Origin of the sequence: Streptomyces sp. NPDC001903, from assembly GCF_042891345.1 — a bacterium.
Lineage (GTDB): Bacteria > Actinomycetota > Actinomycetes > Streptomycetales > Streptomycetaceae > Streptomyces.
Genome location: NZ_JBIASZ010000003.1, coordinates 531,007 through 548,263 on the forward strand (window position 1 = coordinate 531,007; position 17,257 = coordinate 548,263).

Genomic DNA, 17,257 nt, shown 5'->3' on the forward strand with positions numbered 1-17,257 from the left:
TTTCTCCCCGGCGGCGCCGCTGGGCACACTGGCCCCATGCAACAGTCTGTCGAACACCTGCTCGCCGAGCTCGATCCGCTCCCGCACGCCGCCCGGCTGCGGCTGCTCGCCACCACCGCCCGCGACCTCGCCCGCACCGGCGAACTGAGTGGCGTACTTGACGGATTGGCCGGCCGGGGCCGCTACGAGCGGCGGCTGGCCGCGCTGGCGGCCTTCGCGGGGCGGCAGACCGAGTACCTGGCGCGGCGGCTGGCCGACCCGGACCCGGTGGTCCGGTCCTTCGCCCACCGGGCCGTCCGTACGCTGCCCGTACCGGACGAGGCGATCGAGGCGGCGTACGACGACGCCTCCGCCGCGATCCGCTCGGAACTGACGTACGCCGTCTTCCGCGGCTCGCGCCGGGCGCTCGCACAGCGCTTGGCGCCCCTCGTGCGGGCCGAGTGGGGCGACCGCGAGGCGGCCGCCCTGCTCCCCGCCTGCGGCCCGGAGTTCGTCTCCCGGCTGCTGCCCGAGCTCGCCGACGCCGTCACGCACTGGGTCCGGCTGGGGCGCTGCCATCCCGGCCCGGTGCTGGACCAGGCGGCGGCCGAACTGGCGGAGCTGCCGGAGAACCTGCGCCCCGGCTGGTGGCTCCGCCGGGCGCCGGGAGTCGCCGCGGCCCTGCCCGCCGCGCCGGAGCGCGTGCTCGACCTGCTGGAGCGGTACGGGCCGGCCCGGCTGCCCCAGCCCCTGGAGGGCGGGATCCGCCACCTGATCGCCGCCGACGCGGAGCGGTTCGTACGCTGGCTGACCGCGCCCGAGCGGCCGACCGGGTACCAGGAGTACCTCCCGCCGTCCAACCGCCTGCACCAGCTCGTCCGGGCCGATCCGCCGTCCCTGCCCGCCCTCGGGCGCCGCTGGGCGGAGCGACCCGCGTACCTGGCCGCGCTGCTGAAGGCGCTGCCCCCGAGCGGGCGCGAGGCGTTCCACGACGCGGCCACCGCGCACACCCCCGCTCCGGGCGGGACCCCCTCCGACACCGTGCTGGCCCTGCTCCCGCACGAGCGCCGCCGGGCCGAGGCGCGGCGCGAAGTGGACCGCGCCCGCCGCAAGGCATTGCCGGACGAGCGGCTCCTCGCAGCCGTCTCGCGGCTTCCGGTCGCCGAGGCCCGGCCCGAACTCCTCGCCGCGACGCGGCGGTCCGACGCCGACGTCCGCCGGACGGCCTGGCCCCGGCTCGTCGAGAACGCGGTCCACGCGCGCGACGCCGAAGCGCTGGGCGAGGTGCTCGAGCTGGCGGCGGGGCGGCTGCGCAACGACCGCGACCCCGTCCGCGCCGCCGCGCTCACGGCGCTGGCCCGGGTGCCGGTGGCGCTGCTGGCCACCGAGGCGTCGGTCGCCTCCCTGGAGCGGATCGCCCTGGACGCCGTCGAGGCCCGCGACTGCTCCGCCGAGACCCGCGAGGCCGTGGAACGCCTGGTGTTCGCGGTACTGGAGAACCGGGCCCCCTCCGCCGTCCTGCTCGACTGGGCGCTGCGCACCCTCCACGGGCTCACCGTCCGCACGGGCCGTCTCGTGCACGGCGGTTACGGGGAGGGGCTCCCGCGCGGCCGGGAGCGGCAGGTCTTCGAGGCGCTGCGCCCCTGGCTCGACGTGCGCGCGGCCAAGGGCGAGTACGGGCCGCTGGTCACCTTCGCGTCCGCCCTCGGCGAGCGCGGCCACCGGCTGCCGGAGCTCCAGCGGATGCTCGACGAGGCCCGGACGCGCTGCTCCGACGGGCTGTTCACCCAGTTCGCCCGGGTCTGGCTGGCCGACCCGCGGACGCGCGGCGAGCGGGTGGCCGCGCTGCTGGAACAGGAGCCCTCGGCGGCGGCGCTGGCGCCCGTACTGGAGGTGCTGTCGGCGCACCGCACCGATCTGCTGGACCGCGTGCTCGCCGCGCGCCCGCCGTACGGCCGGTTCCTGCGCGAGGGGGCGGCGCGGCCGCTCCCCCGGTTCGACCGGGCGCCGCTGTGGTTGCCCCGGCAGCAGGAGGAGGCGGCGTGGCTGGCCGAGGTCGCCGTCGGCGACGAGTCCAGGGCGGTGTACGAGCGCTCGGAGATCCTGCGGGCCGCGGCGCACATCCCCGACCACGGGCTGGAGCTCGCACGTCGGCACGCGTCCTCGGCGGAGACGCGGCTCGCGGAGAGCGCGCTCGCCGCCTCGGCCCGGACGGTGGAGCCCGCCGCGGCCTTGGCCGACCTGCTCTCGCACGCGGGCGGCGACCAGGCCCGCGTCGCCGTGTACGCCGCCGGGCGGGCGGCGGCCGCGACCGCGCCGACGCGGCTCGCGGAGCTGCTGGACGGGCTGTTGGGGGCGTCCTCGGGGGTCAAGGTGACCAGCCGCAAGGAGGCGGTCCGGCTGACCGTGCGCTTCCTGCCGCCCCGGCGGGCCGTGGCGCTGCTGGCGCGCATCGCCGCCGACGACGACAGCCACCCCGATGTGGTGACCGCGGCGGTGAGCCTGGCGATCGGGCTCCTGTCGACCGGGGAGGTGTGGCCCCTGCTGGAGAGGGCCGCGGCGAGCGGAACGGCGGAGGCCGGGGCGGTGATCGCGCGTACCCCGGCGCTGTGGGTGGCGCGGCGGCACCGGCCGCGCTACGCCCGGCTGGTGGCGCTCCTGGCCGCGTCCTCCCACCGGTCCGTGGCCGCTCATGCGGTCACCGCGCTGCCGGACTGGGTCGCGTACGCGCCCGAGGTGGCGGACCCCGCACGGCGGGCCGTCTGCGATCTGGAGGACTCCCCCGGGTGGAAGAACGCAGCAGCGGCGCTGGAGAAGATCGCCGCTTCGGGGCTGGCGCACCCGGTCGGCGGCGGTGAGCCCGGGAGCCAGTTCCACCGTGCCGTGGAGGAGCTGTTGGCCACCGTGCGCTCCGGTGACGACCCGGAGGCCGAGGTCGAACGGGACCTGCCGGCTCTTCAGCGGGTGCGGTTCCTGAGCCGGATCGTCGCGGCGGAGCACCACGAGCTGCGTGCGGCCCTGGTGCGGCAGCTCGCAGGTGAACCGGCCCTGGCCACGGACCGCGTGGCGCTGCTGCGTCGCTCGGTGGACCTGCGCGCGGATCTCCCCGAGCTGCGTGCGGCCCTGGGCGCCCTGGTCGAGGCGCATGAGGGCCGGCCCGGGCTGGCCGCTTCGACGGCGGACTCGCTGCGCGAGGGGAACTGGCACGGCGACCTGGTCCGGGATCCCGCCGTGGTGCTGGAGGCCGTACGCGCACTCGCGCAGGACGGCGCTCCGGTGCCGGGGCTGTTCGCCGTCGCGCTCACCGCGGCCATGGGCCGGCGCTGCGACTGGCCGGCGCAGTGGCGTGAGGTGCTGCGGGAGCTGAGGCGCCACCCGGAGCAGGAGGTACGGGACGCGGCACTGGGGGCGTTCACGCACCGCGAGTGACCGGCGGCCGGCGGCAGGGCGGGCGCCCTCCCCATCCGGACTGATCATCACAATGCGGTCCATGACATCCTGTGACGTCACAACTCGCCGGACGGGATCGGCGGACGTCCGGGGAATATGGGGAAGGTCGATGAGGCTCTGCTTCCTGGTGGAGGAGCACTACCGCCACGACGGCATGCCGAACGAGGTGATCCGGCAGCTCACCGCATGGGGACACCAGGTGGACGTGGTGCGGCCGGGCGGCTCGCTGCTGCGCATGGACGAGGCCGTGGCCTCGGGCACGCACGACGCCTGGGTGCTCAAGACCGTGTCCGGCGGCCCGGGTCTGACCCTGCTCGAAGCCGCGGCCGCGGCCGGGATGACCACCGTCAACGACGCCCGCTCGATCCGGGGCGTACGGGACAAGGCGCTGGCCGCCGCCATCGGCCGGGCCGGAGGGCTGCCGATGCCGCCGACGTACGCCGTGGCGCGGCCGGACCTGCTGCGGGAGATATCCGCGGCGCAGTACCCGCTCGTGGTCAAGCCGGCGGACGGCAGCTCCGGGCGGGGCGTGCACCTGGTGTCCTCGCCCGGGGAGCTCGAAGCGCTGCTCCCGGAGCTGGCGGGCGAGCACATGCTCATCGCCCAGCCGTACGTGGCCAACTCGGGCACCGACATCAAGGTGTACGCGGTCGGCGGGGAGCTCTTCGCCACCGAGCGCTGCTCGCCCCTGCACCCGGATCCGGCGGTGCGGGAGCGGCGCGTGCCGCTGTCGGCCGAGGTGGCGGCGATCGCCGCACAGGTGGGGGCGGTGTACGGGCTCGACCTGTACGGGGTGGACGTGCTGCTGGGGCCGGACGGGCCGGTGGTGGTGGACGTGAACGACTTCCCGAGCTTCCGTCAGGTCCCGGACGCGGCGGCCCGGGTGGGGCGGGCCGTGCTGGGGCTGGCCCGGAAGGGCGGCCCGGCGGCAGCGGCAGCGGCCTGCCGTCCGCCGGCTCACGGACTGACGCCGCTGTCGATACCGGCGCAGGCGTCCGGGGTTGCCGTGGCACCGGCCTCGGCGCGGGCCGGCGAGGCCGCGCTGTGAGGGCGGTCAGGGTCTGCCTGGTCACGCCGGAGCCCGGCCATCCGCTGCTGGCCGCCGCGACGGCGCTGCTCGAAGCCGCCGGACACCGGGTGGAGTCGCTGGATCCGGGTGCGGCGGGCGCGGCCCCCGAGGACCTGGCCGACGTGTACCTGCTGAAGTCGAGGACACCGCGGGGGCTGGAGCTCGCGCGGGAGCTGGAGCGGCGCGGAGCCCCCGTGCTGAACTCCGCGGCGGCCACCGCGGCCTGCCAGGACCGCACCGGGATGGCGGAGCTCGCCCTGCGCGCCGGTCTGCCGTTCGCGGGCACCCGTACCTACGACTCCCTCGCGGCCTGGGCGGCCGGCGCACCGCTCGGCGGCCCGCCGCTGGTGGTCAAGAGCCGGCACAGCCGACGGCACGACCTGGTCGCCCGGGTCGACGACGTCGAGGGGCTGCGCGAGCTCGCGGACGCCTGGCCGCAGGAGCCCGTCGTGGTGCAGGAGTTCGCGCCCAACAGCGGCTGGGACCACAAGCTGTGGGCGATCGGCGACCGGGTCTTCGCCGCCCTGCGCCGCTCCGAGCTCGCTCCGGAGGGCCGGGGTCCGACCCGGTCGCTGCCCGTGGCCGAACTGCCGCACGGTTGGGCGGACCTGGTGCGCCGGACCGGCGAGGCGTTCTCGCTCGACGTCTACGGGGTGGACCTCATCGAGACCGGCGACGGCACCCCGCTCATCGTGGACGTCAACGCCTTCCCCGGCATCCGCGGCCAGGCCGGCGCCCCGGAGGCCCTGGCGGCCCTCGCCCTGGACCGGGCCGCCCGTCGCTGATCAGGGGTGAATCCGCGCCCCGGGGCGTGTCGGCGGGCCGGGCCGTCGCGGGCGCGTGAGGATCGGCGGATGGGCGTCGTACTGCCGGTCCTCTTCGCGCTGTTCGCGGCGCTCAGCAATGCGCTGGCCACCGTGCTCCAGCGGCGGGCCGCGCTCACCGTGCCGCAGAGCGAGGGCTTCCGGTTCGGGCTGGTCCTCGACCTGCTGCGCAGGCCCGTCTGGATCGCCGGGATCCTGGCGGTGATCGCGGCCGGGGTGGGGCAGGCCGCGGCGCTGGCGACCGGTGCGCTGGTCCTCGTACAGCCGCTGTTCGTACTGGAGCTGCCGCTGGCGCTGCTGATCGCCTCGCTGGTGACCCGGCGGCCGCTGCCCCGGGCGCTGTGGCTGGCCGTCGCGGGGGTGGTGGCCGGGCTGGGGGTGGCGCTGGCCGCGGCCTCCCCCGCCGGGAACCGGACGCACGTGCCGGTCGACCGGTGGATCCCGGCCCTCGTGGCGTGCGCGGGCGTCGTCGCGGTCTTGACGGTGGCCGGGCTGCGCCGCCCGCCGGGGCGCGCCCGGGCCGGCTGCCTCGGCGCGGCCACCGCCGTCTGCTACGCGATCACGGCCGCGCTGATGAAGCATTCCGTCTTCGTGCTGACCGAGCACGGCATCGTCGGGTTCCTGACCGCGTGGCAGACGTACGCCTTCGGCGCGACCGGCATCTGCGCCCTGCTGCTGCTCGAACACGCCATGCAGGGTGGGCCGCTGGTCGCCTCGCAGCCCGCGCTGACGCTGGGCGACGCGAGCGTGAGCGTCGCGCTGGGCGTGGTCCTGTACGAGGAGCACCTGCGGGCGGGCTGGTGGGTGCTGCCCCAGCTGCTGGGCGTGGCGCTGATCTGCGTGGGCGTCGTCGCCCTGGCCCGGGCCGGTGCGGGCGCCCCCTGACGCGGCGCCGCCCCCGGGGGTAGCGTGCGGGCAGTCGAGTGGAGGCGGTTTCCATGCGCGCGGTGGTGTTCGAGCGGTACGGGCGGCCGGCCGAGGTCCGTGAGGTGCCCGATCCGAGCCCGTCCCCCGGCGGGGTCGTGGTGCGCGTCGAGGCGACCGGGCTGTGCCGCAGCGACTGGCACGGGTGGATGGGGCACGATCCCGACATCGTGCTGCCGCACGTGCCCGGGCACGAACTCGCCGGTGTGGTGGAGGCGGTGGGCTCCGGGGTGACGGGCTGGCGGCCCGGGGACCGGGTCACGGTGCCGTTCGTGTGCGCCTGCGGGAGCTGCGCCGACTGCGCGGCCGGCGAGCAGCAGGTGTGCGCGCGGCAGACGCAGCCCGGGTTCACGCACTGGGGGTCGTTCGCCCGGTACGTGGCCCTGGAGCACGCGGACGTCAATCTCGTGGCCGTGCCGGAGGAGCTCTCGTACGCGACGGCCGCCGGGCTGGGCTGCCGGTTCGCGACGGCGTTCCGGGCCGTGGCCCAGCGGGGGCGGGTGGCGCCGGGCGAGTGGGTCGCCGTGCACGGGTGCGGCGGGGTGGGACTGTCGGCGGTGATGGTCGCCGTGGCGGCCGGGGCGCGGGTGGTCGCGGTGGACACGGCGCCGGGGGCGCTGGAGCTGGCGCGGGAGTTCGGGGCGGCGCACTGCGTGGACGCGCGGCCGGGCGGCACGGCCGAGGCCGTACGGGAGCTGACGGGTGGCGGCGCGCACCTCTCGCTCGACGCGCTGGGCTCGCCGGCGACCGCGGCGGCCTCGGTGGCGGGCCTGCGCCGGCGGGGCCGGCACGTACAGGTGGGGCTGCTGCCGGCAGCGGCGGGGGAAACGGTACTGCCGATGGACCGGGTCATCGGCTGGGAGTTGGAGGTCCTCGGCAGCCACGGGATGGCCGCGCACGCGTACCCGCCGATGATGGAGCTGGTCCGGTCCGGTGCCTTGCGTCCCGACCGGCTGGTCACCTCGACGATCCCGCTGGACGCGGCCCCCGCCGCCCTGGCCGCGATGGGCACGGCGCCCGGGCGCGGGGTCACGATCATCCTGCCGGGAGCCTCCGCGCGGGTCTGAGCTACGCTCTGCGCGCATCGACCGGATCGTGTTCCAGGAGGTGGCCGGTGGGCGTCAGCCCCCACGGCAGAGCGCCGATGTCCGTGACCGCCCTGCTGGCGGGCGCCCTGCTGCTCGGCGGGTGCGCCGAAGGCGCGTCGCCGGCGCCGGAGAAGTCCGGTTCGCCGACGCCCGGCACGAGCGCGAGCCCGAGCACGAGTCCGACGCCCTCGCCGGCCTCCGCGTCACCGACGCCCTCGCCCGCCTCCCCCGAGCCGGGCGGAACCCCGGACCCGGCGGACACTCCCGGCGCCCGGCCGCAGAAGCCCTCGCCGCCGCGCACCTCGCAGATCCCGCAGAACCCGAACCGCGGCCCCCACCCGCCGCCGGCTCCGCCGCGGCCCGGTCTGACGCCGGACTGGACGCCCAGCCCGAAGTACACGATCGCGCCGCTGCCTTAAGCCGTGTCTTGTCGACCAGGCCGGGGCGGGACCGGGCGGGGACGGTCTACGCCGTCTCCTCCAGGCCCGTGATCGTGCGGACGTGGCGCAGGCTCGGGTCCAGCAGGACCGCGTGGAGCTGCTGGAAGAGCTGGCGGGCCGCGACCGCGTTCCAGTCGGCCGGCAGGAGTTCGCTCGGCAGGCCCGGGTCGAGGTACGGGAGGCGGCGCCACTGCGTGAGCAGCGGCACGTAGTGGCGGAAGGCCTCGGCCGGGTCGGGCTCCCCCTCGGCCGCGAGGCGCGCGGCGACGGGGGCGTAGGTGTCCGTGAAGGCCGCGTACTGGGTCTGGATCGCCGGGAAGTCCCACCAGTCGCTGACCGTCTGCGCCAGGTCGCTGAAGGCGGCGTAGTCGGCGGCGAACAGGTGCACGTACTCGCTGAGGCCCAGCCGTACGAGCATCACGCGGGCGTCGTCGAGCAGCCGCCCGGGGGCCAGCCACACACCCGGCGCGATGTTGCCGAAGCCGAGCCAGGTCAGCCGGGTGCGCAACTGGTAGCGGTGGGAGCGCTCGGACTCCGGTACGGAGAACACCGCCATGGCCCAGCCGTCGGCCAGGTCCGCGGGTTCGAGGCTGGCGAAGATGCGGCGGTCGCCCTCGTCGAAGACGGGGTGCACGGCCGGGCTGAGCCGGTACCCGGTGGCGCCCCGGCGCTCCGGCTCCAGCACGCCGCGCTTCTTGAGCCGCGAGATGGCCGACCGCACCGCCGGGCCGTCCACGTCCAGCTCGCCCATCAGCGTGATCAGGTCCGCGATGGAGATCCAGCCGCCGAGGCGGCGCAGGAACGCTCCGTAGACCGTGTTGATCAACGAGCTGGGCCTGAGGGGGCTGTCCGACATGATCGCCTTCCGTAGTGCGCGGTCGCGATCATATCGAGCGCCTCCCCCCAGGGCCCCGGCCCCTACTGCGGAAGCGGCGTCCGTTCGTACGCGCCGGAGAGCAGGTGGCCCGCGCCCGGGGCCACCGCCGGCAGGTCGAGGGCGCGCAGCATCTGGTGGGCGGTGCAGACGGCCGCCGACACCACCGGCTTGCCCAGCAGCTGTTCCGCCTCCTCGATGGCGCCCAGGGAGGGCATCTGCACGCAGGCGGAGAGCACGACCGCGTCGGCGTCCGCGTACTCCAGCGCACGGGCGAGCCCGGGCAGCCTGGCCGGGTCGTGGGCGGCCACGTCGAGGTTGTCCGGGATTTCGAGGGCCTCGTAGTCGAGGACCTCGATGCCCTCGTGCGTGAGGTAGTCCACGACCGTCCGCGTGAGCGGGCGCATGTACGGGGCGAGCAGGGCGATCTTGCGCGCGCCCATGGTGTGCAGTCCGTGGACGAGGGCGCCCGCGCTGGTGACGACGGGTGCGGGGGCGCCGTTCTCGACCGTGCGGGAGTGCAGGCGCTGCTCCGAGGTGCGGTGGTAGCCGAGGCCCATGCTCATGATCGCGACCAGGCAGGCGTAGCCGAGCACGTCGACGCGGGCGTCGGACAGCTCCACCGCGCAGCGGTCGGAGTCGGCGTCCATGGCCTTGAGCTGTTCCGGGGTCACATGGGTCATGCGCATCCGGCTGGAGTGGAAGGTGAACCTCTCGTCGGGCAGGACCGCCTGGCGGGCGCGCAGGATGGCGGGGACCTCGGTCTCCATGGTCACGTTCGAGCTCGGCACGATCTGGCCGATGCGGTAGGTGCGGGGCGGCACGGGTGCTCCTCGGTGCTTGCTGGGCCTGCGGCGGTCAGCGGGCGTCGACGACGGGGTTGGCCAGGGTCCCGATGCGCTCGACGGTCGCCTCGACCGTGTCGCCCGGGACCAGGAACTCCGGCGGCACCATGCCCGCGCCGACCCCGGACGGCGATCCCGTCGCGATGACGTCGCCGGGCTCCAGGGTCACGCCGGAGCTGATGTCGGCGATGAGGCGGGCGATCGGGAACAGCATGTGCCGCGTGTTCGACTTCTGCTTGGTGACGCCGTTGACGCGCAGCGAGAGGTCCAGGCCCATCGGGTCGGGGATCTCGTCCGCCGTGACCACCACCGGGCCGAACGGCGCGTACGAGTCCTGCCCCTTGGAGAAGAACCACTGGCCGGAGCGGCGCTGGTCGCGGGCGCTGATGTCGTTGACGATGCTGAAGCCGAAGATGTGCTCGTACGCGTCCTCCTCGCTCACCCGGAAGGCGGTTCGGCCGATGACGACGGCCAGTTCGCACTCCCAGTCGAGCTGCTGCGTGAGGTCGCCGTTGTGCAGGATCGGCGCGCCGGGGCCGGTGACGGCGGTGGCGGGCTTGCTGAACAGGACCGGGCGGGGCGGGAGTTCCTTGTCGGTGTCCAGGCTGCGGCTGGACTCCTCGACGTGCTCCACGTAGTTGAGGCCGACGCCGATGATCTTTCCGGGGCGCAGCGGCGCGGCCAGGGTGACGTCTTCGAGCCGGTGGACGGACCCGGCCGGGCGGGCGGCGGGGTCGGCGTCGACGAGGCGCCGGGCGGCGTCCCGCGCGGCGGGGCCCGCCTGGACGAGGGCGAGCAGATCGCGCGGGAGGTCGACGCCGGCGTGGTCGGCCAGGACGCCGAGGTCGAGGACGAGGCCGTCGACGTCGGCTCCGAGGCGGGGTGCGCGGTCGCCGGCGGTGGTGGTGAAGGTCAGCAGTCGCATGGTGGGCTCCTCGGGGTCAGGCGGTGGCGGTCGGCGCGGCGGCCGGCATCGGCTGGTGGCCGTCGTTGTCCGGGTACGCCTCTTCGCGGTGGAAGCCGAGCGAGCGCATGACCGGGAAGTCGTTGAAGGAGAACAGGCAGGCGTCCTCGGACTGGTCGAGGTTGTGGTGTTCGTGCCAGGCCCAGGACGGGACGCAGAAGATGTCCCCCTGGCGCCATTCGAAGCGCTGTCCGGCGACGACCGAGACCCCGTGCCCCTTTGCGGCCGTGTAGATCACCGAGCCGGTGTGCCGGTGGGCGCGGGTGGCCTGCCCGGGGCGCAGCAGCTGCATGTGGGCGCCCATGGTGGGCATCACGGAGCCGCCCGTGACCGGGTTGGTGTACTCGGCGATGATCCCGTCGTACGGGGAGCCCTCGCTCGCCTTGGCGAGGCCGAGCAGGGCCTCGTACGTCGGCTCCCAGGGGTAGGCGAGCAGCGGCGAGTAGGGCCGGCTCCAGCGCTCGGAGCCGTACGGGAGGAGGTTCGCGGCGTACTCGAGCACGGAGGAGTTGACCACCTTGCCGGGTGTCTGGCGGAGCTCGGGGTGGACCTCGTAGAACCCGGCGTCCAGGGCGTTGACGAGCGGGATGTCGAGGCCGTCCTGCCAGATGACGGGCCCGTCCTCGCCGTCGTTGCCGTGCTCGTGCCAGGTGCCGTTGGGAGTGATCGCGAAGTCGCGCGGGCCGACCTTCAGCTTCTGGCCGTCGACGATGGTCCAGGCGCCGGTGCCCTCGTGGACGAAGCGCAGGGCGGCGGCCTGGTGGCGGTGGGCGGTCATGGCCTCGCCGGGGCCCATGATCTGGAGCCCGGTGTAGAGGAGGCCGGCCGCGGCGCTGACGTCCCTGCGGCCGGGGTTGACGAGCATCACGACGCGGCGCCCCGCGTCATCGGCCTTGACCATGCCGAGGGCCTTGTGGACGAGGGGCCGCAGCTCCTCGTAACGCCACAGCACGGGAACGGACTTGGGCTGCGGGTACCAGGGCTCGATGTCGTTGGCGACGGTCCACAGGGCGCCGGCGTCCAGGGCTTCGAGCTCGCCGTAGTAGGCGGTGAGCTCGGGGGTGTCGGTGACCCGGGCGCGGCCGAGCATGGTGTCGTCCTGCTCGATGGTCATACGTCCTCCTCAGGCGTGGTGGTCCGGGGGCCCGCGGGCGGCGCGGTGAAGGTCACCGGCAGGCGCGGGCGGTTGTCGACTTCGAGACGGAAGATGTCGAAGCGGTTGTAGTGGCCGGTGATGTCGTGCATCTGCTTGGGCTGTATGCACCGGCCGAGGTCGATCTCGCCGTAGACGATCCCCTCTTCGTCGACGAGCGGTTCGGTGACCGGGCGGCCGTCGGGGCCGAAGATCCCGGACAGGGCGCTGCGGGGCCGCTGGAACAGGGCGCGCAGTTCCTCGTCCTCACCGGCGAGCAGGTCCACGATCTCCGGGGAGACGGTGGAGCAGGCGACGACGGAGAAGACCTTGCCCTCGAAGCTGTGGGCGGCGGTTCGGACGGCGATGGCGTCGGCCATGTCGTAGTCGGCCGGGGCCACGGGCAGGGCGATGTAGCAGGAGGCGTGGACGAGTTCGCCCTGCGCCAGCAGGGTGAACCGGGCCAGCGTGTTGGTGTTCTCGCCGCAGGCGAGGGCCCCGAGCGGGCCGACGGCGGTGGGGTGGACGCGCAGGGAGCTGCCGTCGCCGCCGGTCCAGGTGAGCTTCTCGGCCCAGGTGGGCACCAGTTTGCGGTGCACGCCGAGGAGCGCGCCGTCGGAGCCGATGGTGAGCAGCGTGTTGTAGAGCACTCCGAGGCTGTGCGCGGCGCGCTCGTTGACGCCGATGACGAGGACGACCCCGTACTGGCGGGCCGCCGCGCGCAGGGCGTCCACGTACGGGCCGGGGACGTCCACCGAGGCGCGCTGGAGGCGCTCGAACCAGGGCGAGCCCTGGACGGGGTTCATCGTCCAGTTCCAGTACGGGTAGCCGGGGACGAACACCTCGGGGAAGACGACGAGTTCGGCGCCGTTCCCGGCCGCCTCGGCGATGAGCGCGATGGCCTTGTCGACGGTGGCGGCGGGGTCGAGGTAGACGGGCGAGGCCTGGACGGCCGCCGCCGTGAAGCGGGGCAGGTGGCTCAGGGGCAGGGGCGGACGGCCCTGGGCGGCCGGGGCCTTCGGGGGCGTGGCGCTCGGGGACGTGCCGTTCGGGGGCGGGGTTTCCATCGGTGTCTCCTCAGTTGGCCGGCGCGGTGGCGGCGAGGCGCGGCAGCCAGCGCTGGTGCACCGGCGCGGCGGGCTGCCGCAGCAGCTCCAGGCGCGGCGGGACCCGGTCGGTGCGGGCGGCGGGCGGTCTGCCGCTGCCCGCCTGCCAGCCGGGCGCCCAGGGCGCGGCCGGTCCGCGGTAGCCCTGGGCGGCCGCGGCGTGCAGGGTCCAGAGCGGGTCGTGGAGCTGGGCGCGGCCCACCCCGCAGAGGTCGGCCCGGCCGGCCAGGATGATCGAGTTCACGTCGTCGTACGTGGAGATCGCTCCGACGGCGATGGTGGGCACCCCGGTGGCGTTGCGGATCAGGTCGGCGTAAGGGGTCTGGTAGCTGCGGCCGTAGCGGGGCCGCTCGTGGGAGACGACCTCGCCGGTGGAGACGTCGATCCCGTCGGCTCCCGCGTCGGCCAGGGCCCGGGCGATCTCCACGGCGTCGGCCTCGCCGAGCCCCCCCTCGGCCCAGTCGGCCGCGGAGATCCGGACGAGCAGCGCCTTGCCGGCCGGCCACACCTCCCGTACCGCGTGCAGCACTTCGAGCGGGAAGCGCAGCCGCCCGGCGAGGTCGCCGCCGTACCCGTCGGTGCGCAGGTTGGTGAGCGGCGAGAGGAACCCGGAGAGCAGCTGCCCGTGCCCGTACTGGAGTTCCAGTGCGTCGAAGCCGGCCCGGTCGGCGCGCGCGGCCGCGCGGACGAAGTCCCGTACGACGAGGTCCATGTCGGCCCGGGTGGCCTCGCGGGGGACCCGGCTCCGCTCGTCCCAGGCCACGGCGGAGGCGGCGATCGGCGGGCCGTCTCCGACGTCGGCGCGGCGGCCGGCGTGGGTGAGCTGGATGCCGAGGCAGGTGTCGGACTGGCCGTGGACGAAGTCGGTGATCCGCCGCCAGGCGGCCTCCTGCTCGTCGGTGTACAGGCCCGGGCAGCCGGGGGTGGCCCGGCCTTCGGCGCCGACGGCGGTCATCCCGGCGAGGACCAGCCCGGCGCCGCCGAGGGCCTGGGTGCTCAGGTGGACGAGGTCGAAGTCCCCCGGGACGCCTTCGCGGGCCGTGCCGAGGGCGGTGGGCGGCACCACGACCCGGTTGCGCAGGAGCAGCCCGCCGAGGGGGAAGGGGCGGAACATCGGGGGCACGGGAGCGGAGGAGTTGACGGCGCTCGTGAACTCCTCGTCGCGCACCCGCAGGTTGTCGTAGGTCACGCGGCGGCTGCGGGTCAGCAGGTTGAAGGCGAACTGCGGCGGCTCCTGGGCCGTGTAGCGGCCGATGTTCTCGAACCATTCGAGGCTGGCCTGGGCGGCGCGCTGGGTGGATTCCACCACCGGGCGCCGCTCGTCCTCGTACGCGGCGAGCGCGCCCGGCACGTCCGGGTGCTCGTGCAGACAGGCGGCCAGGGCCAGGGCGTCCTCCATGGCCAGCTTGGTGCCGGAGCCGATGGAGAAGTGGGCCGTGTGGGCGGCGTCCCCGAGCAGGACCACGTTCTCGTGCCGCCAGGTGCGGTTGCGCACGGTGGTGAACCGCAGCCACTTGGAGTTGTTGGGCAGGAGCCGGTGACCGTCGAGGTGGGCGGCGAGCAGCTCCTCGCAGCGGCCGATGCTGTCGAGGTCGCTGGTGCCGGGCGGGTGGTCGCGGTCCGCGAACTCCGCGAACCCGGCGCGCCGCCACGCGGCCTCGTCCATCTCCACGATGAAGGTGGAGCGGGTGGAGTCGTAGGGGTAGGCGTGCACCTGGAGGGTGCCGAAGTCCCGCTCCTCGACGAGGAAGGTGAAGGCCTCGAAGACCTTGTCCGTGCCGAGCCACATGTAGCGGCCGGAGCGTTCGTCCAGGTCGGGCCCGAAGGTGTCCGCATAGGCGGCGCGGGTGGCGGACCGTACGCCGTCGCAGGCGACGACGAGGTCGTACGTGGCCGCCAGCTCGGCAGCGGGCGGGGACTGCGTGCGGTAGCGGACGTCCACGGCGAGCGCGGCGCAGCGCTCCTGCAGGATCCGCAGCAGCTGCCGGCGGCCGAGGGCGGCGAACCCGTGGCCGCCGGAGGTGAGGGTCCGGCTCCGGTGGGTGACGTCGATGTCGCTCCAGCGGGCGAACTCCGCCGACATGGCCGCGTAGATCTCGGGATCGGCCTGCGCGATGCCGTCGAGGGTCTCGTCGGAGAAGACGACCCCGAAGCCGAACGTGTCGTCGGGGGCATTGCGCTCCCAGACGGTGACGTCCCAGTGGGGGGAGAGCTGCTTGGCCAGGGCTGCGAAGTACAGCCCGCCGGGCCCTCCTCCGATGACTGCTACGCGCACGGCGTACCTCCTCGTGGTTCCGGAACAACATATGGCGCAGAATTAGCGACCGTCAACAATGCTCGACATCTCTCGTGGGGAGGTGAGGAGCTCGGGCGCCTGCGTGCCCGATTTCGTCAGCACCTCGCGTACGTCGGCGGGCCAGGGGGTGGTCCCGGTCGCGCGGGCCGCGGAGTGGGCGATGACCATCCGCCCGGTGGCGGCTTCGACACCCTCCTCGCCCTGGACCGTGAACACGTAAGTCAGCGAGCTGGAGCCGACCTTGGCGACGCTCAGCTCGATGCGCACGGCCTCGCCGAACCACAGCCGGGCCCGGTAGTCGGCCTCGAAGTGGACGCGCGGGGTGCTGCCGAAGAGGTGCGCCAGGCCCAGGCGGCGCAGCAGTACGGCTTCGGCCGCTTCGACCCAGCGCACGACGGTGGAGTGGTGGTAGTGCCCGGCGGCGTCGGTGTCGGGCCATTCGACGCGGCGCTCGATCACCACGCTGGGAAGGTGCGGGACGAGGGCCTCGGGGCAGCCGGCGGCGCAGCCCGCGTCGGCCTCGGCGGGCACTTCGGCCTCGGCGGGCACGTCGGCCGATGCTTCGACCGGCGCTTCGAGCGGCGCCTCGGCGGGCTGCGGCTGCCCCTCCGCCCGGCCGGGCCGGGCCTGCCCCGCGGCGGAGGCCCTGGCCCACTCGCGCAGTTCGCCGCGCTGGAGCTTTCCGTTGCCGGTGCGCGGGAGCCGCGGGACGAACTCCACGGCGCGGGGGTACTTGTACGGGGCGATGGCCCCCTTGACGTGGACCTGGAGCTCCCGGGCCGTCGCCTCGTCCGCCGGGACCCCGGCGCCGAGCACCACGTACGCCTTGACCAGCATGCCGCGCCGCTCGTCGGGGGCGCCGACGACCCCGCACTCCTCGACGTACGGATGGGCGGCGAGGGCCTTCTCGACCTCCGGGCCCGCGATGTTGTAGCCCGAGGAGACGATCATGTCGTCACTGCGGGCGACGTACCAGTAGTAGCCGTCCGCATCCCGGACGTAGGTGTCGCCGGTGATGTTCCAGCCGTTCCTGACGTACGCCGTCTGGCGCGGATCGGCCAGGTAGCGGCAGCCGGTGGGACCGGTGACCGCCAGCAGGCCGGGCTGCCCGTCGGGGACGGGATCGCCGTACCGGTCCACCACCGCGGCGCGGAAGCCGGGCACGGGCCGGCCCGTGGCGCCGGGCCGGATGTCGTCGTCGGCCGCGGAGATGAAGACGTGCAGCATCTCGGTGGCGCCGATGCCGTCGATGATGCGCAGCCCGGTGGCGGCGTGGAACTCCTCCCACACGGCGGCCGGCAGCGCCTCTCCGGCGGACACGCAGCGGCGCAGCCCGGCCAGCCGGCCCACCGCGCCGGCCGCCATGATCGCGCGGTAGGCGGTGGGCGCGGTGAACAGGACGGTCACCCCGTGGGCGGCGACCAGCTCGGCCAGCTGCTCCGGGGTCGCCTGCTCGATCAGCAGGGTCGCGGCCCCGACGTGGAGCGGGAAGACCACGAGTCCGCCGAGGCCGAAGGTGAAGGCGAGCGGCGGCGTGCCCGTGAAGACGTCGTCGGGGCGGGGCCTCAGCACGTGCCGCGAGAACGTGTCCGCGTTGGCGAGGACGTCGCGGTGGAAGTGCAGGGTCGCCTTGGGCCGCCCGGTCGTACCGGAGGTGAAGGCGATCAGCGCCACGTCGTCCGCGGCGGTGGGGACGGTGGCGAACACGCCGCTCTTGGCCGCGCAGCGCGCGGTCAGGTCCATGACGCCGGGGCCGCCGTACGCGAGGACCGGCAGGTCCGCGGGGCTCTGGGCGGCCGCGGTGGCGAGTTCCTCGACGTAGCGGTGGTCGCAGACGGCGACGGTGGGACGGCTGATCTCGCAGAGCTCGGCGAGTTCGGCGGCGCGCAGCAGCGGCATCGTCGTGACGGCCACGCCGCCCGCCTTGAGGACACCGAACCAGGCGGCCACGAGCCAGGGGTTGTTGGGGGCCCGCAGCAGGACGCGGTTGCCGGGCACGAGGCCGAAGTCCTCGGTGAGCACCTGCGCGACCTGGTTGGCGCGCTGCTGGAGCTCGCCGTACGTCCAGCGCTCGGTCGGGGTGAGGAGGCACGGGCGGTCGGGGCCCCAGCGCTCGACGGCATCGTCGAGCAGGCGTGCGGCGCAGTTGAGGCGGTCCGGGTAGTCCAGTTCGGGAAGGTCGAAGTGGAGTTCGGGCCAGAGGGGGAAGGCCGGCAGCCGGTCTCTGCAGAAGGAGTCGGCGTGGGCGGAAGGGGAGAGCTCCATG

At 74.8% G+C, this 17,257-nt stretch carries 13 protein-coding genes and 1 pseudogene; 5 read left to right on the forward strand and 9 right to left on the reverse strand.

Annotated features, from left to right (window positions below; translation table 11 throughout):
• The first annotated feature begins 36 nt into the window (after positions 1 to 36).
• The 5 genes from ACFYZS_RS09145 to ACFYZS_RS09165 all read left to right on the forward strand — a co-directional run bounded on the left by ACFYZS_RS09145 (position 37) and on the right by ACFYZS_RS09165 (position 7,313).
• Entirely contained in the window at positions 37 to 3,408 is a 3,372-nt protein-coding gene (locus ACFYZS_RS09145) for a hypothetical protein (RefSeq protein ID WP_389008555.1), read from the forward strand.
• A gap of 130 nt (positions 3,409 to 3,538) precedes the next feature.
• Positions 3,539 to 4,477 (forward strand): RimK family alpha-L-glutamate ligase, encoded by a 939-nt coding sequence (locus ACFYZS_RS09150; RefSeq protein WP_389008558.1) that lies wholly within the window; start codon positions 3,539 to 3,541, stop codon positions 4,475 to 4,477.
• Positions 4,474 to 5,283, forward strand: coding sequence for a RimK family alpha-L-glutamate ligase (locus tag ACFYZS_RS09155; protein WP_389008561.1), 810 nt, complete (start codon positions 4,474 to 4,476; stop codon positions 5,281 to 5,283). The genes ACFYZS_RS09150 and ACFYZS_RS09155 overlap by 4 nt, the downstream gene beginning before the upstream one ends.
• 69 nt (positions 5,284 to 5,352) lie before the next feature.
• Positions 5,353 to 6,207, forward strand: coding sequence for a DMT family transporter (locus tag ACFYZS_RS09160; protein WP_389008563.1), 855 nt, complete (start codon positions 5,353 to 5,355; stop codon positions 6,205 to 6,207).
• 53 nt (positions 6,208 to 6,260) lie between these two features.
• Positions 6,261 to 7,313 carry a zinc-dependent alcohol dehydrogenase family protein gene (locus ACFYZS_RS09165; RefSeq protein WP_389008566.1) on the forward strand — a complete coding sequence of 351 codons (1,053 nt, stop codon included), beginning with the start codon at positions 6,261 to 6,263 and terminating at the stop codon, positions 7,311 to 7,313.
• Position 7,314: 1 nt separating this feature from the next.
• Here the strand turns inward: ACFYZS_RS09165 and ACFYZS_RS09170 are convergent, their stop codons facing one another.
• The 9 genes and pseudogenes from ACFYZS_RS09170 to ACFYZS_RS09210 form a co-directional block, all read right to left on the reverse strand.
• The gene (locus ACFYZS_RS09170; protein ID WP_389008568.1) at positions 7,315 to 7,734 is read right to left on the reverse strand and encodes a hypothetical protein; all 420 of its coding nucleotides are present in this window, start codon (positions 7,732 to 7,734) and stop codon (positions 7,315 to 7,317) included.
• Positions 7,735 to 7,799: 65 nt separating this feature from the next.
• Positions 7,800 to 8,630, reverse strand: coding sequence for a PaaX family transcriptional regulator C-terminal domain-containing protein (locus tag ACFYZS_RS09175; protein WP_389008570.1), 831 nt, complete (start codon positions 8,628 to 8,630; stop codon positions 7,800 to 7,802).
• A gap of 62 nt (positions 8,631 to 8,692) precedes the next feature.
• Positions 8,693 to 9,418 carry an Asp/Glu racemase gene (locus tag ACFYZS_RS09180; protein WP_389008850.1) on the reverse strand — a complete coding sequence of 242 codons (726 nt, stop codon included), beginning with the start codon at positions 9,416 to 9,418 and terminating at the stop codon, positions 8,693 to 8,695.
• Positions 9,419 to 9,506: 88 nt separating this feature from the next.
• Positions 9,507 to 10,418, reverse strand: a complete 912-nt coding sequence (locus tag ACFYZS_RS09185) for a fumarylacetoacetate hydrolase family protein (RefSeq protein WP_389008572.1) — start codon at positions 10,416 to 10,418, stop codon at positions 9,507 to 9,509.
• A gap of 16 nt (positions 10,419 to 10,434) precedes the next feature.
• Entirely contained in the window at positions 10,435 to 11,571 is a 1,137-nt protein-coding gene (locus ACFYZS_RS09190; RefSeq protein ID WP_389008575.1) for a cupin domain-containing protein, read from the reverse strand.
• Complete coding sequence (locus ACFYZS_RS09195) at positions 11,568 to 12,656, reverse strand: carbon-nitrogen hydrolase family protein (protein WP_389008578.1); 1,089 nt, start codon at positions 12,654 to 12,656, stop codon at positions 11,568 to 11,570. The genes ACFYZS_RS09190 and ACFYZS_RS09195 overlap by 4 nt, the downstream gene beginning before the upstream one ends.
• 10 nt (positions 12,657 to 12,666) lie before the next feature.
• Positions 12,667 to 14,970, reverse strand: a complete 2,304-nt coding sequence (locus ACFYZS_RS09200; protein ID WP_389008581.1) for an FAD-dependent monooxygenase — start codon at positions 14,968 to 14,970, stop codon at positions 12,667 to 12,669.
• A gap of 42 nt (positions 14,971 to 15,012) precedes the next feature.
• The gene (locus ACFYZS_RS09205; protein WP_389008853.1) at positions 15,013 to 15,540 is read right to left on the reverse strand and encodes an acyl-CoA thioesterase; all 528 of its coding nucleotides are present in this window, start codon (positions 15,538 to 15,540) and stop codon (positions 15,013 to 15,015) included.
• A gap of 99 nt (positions 15,541 to 15,639) precedes the next feature.
• Positions 15,640 to 17,256, reverse strand: a pseudogene (locus ACFYZS_RS09210) (AMP-binding protein); the annotation flags it as partial.
• Between the last annotated feature and the right edge of the window lies 1 nt (position 17,257).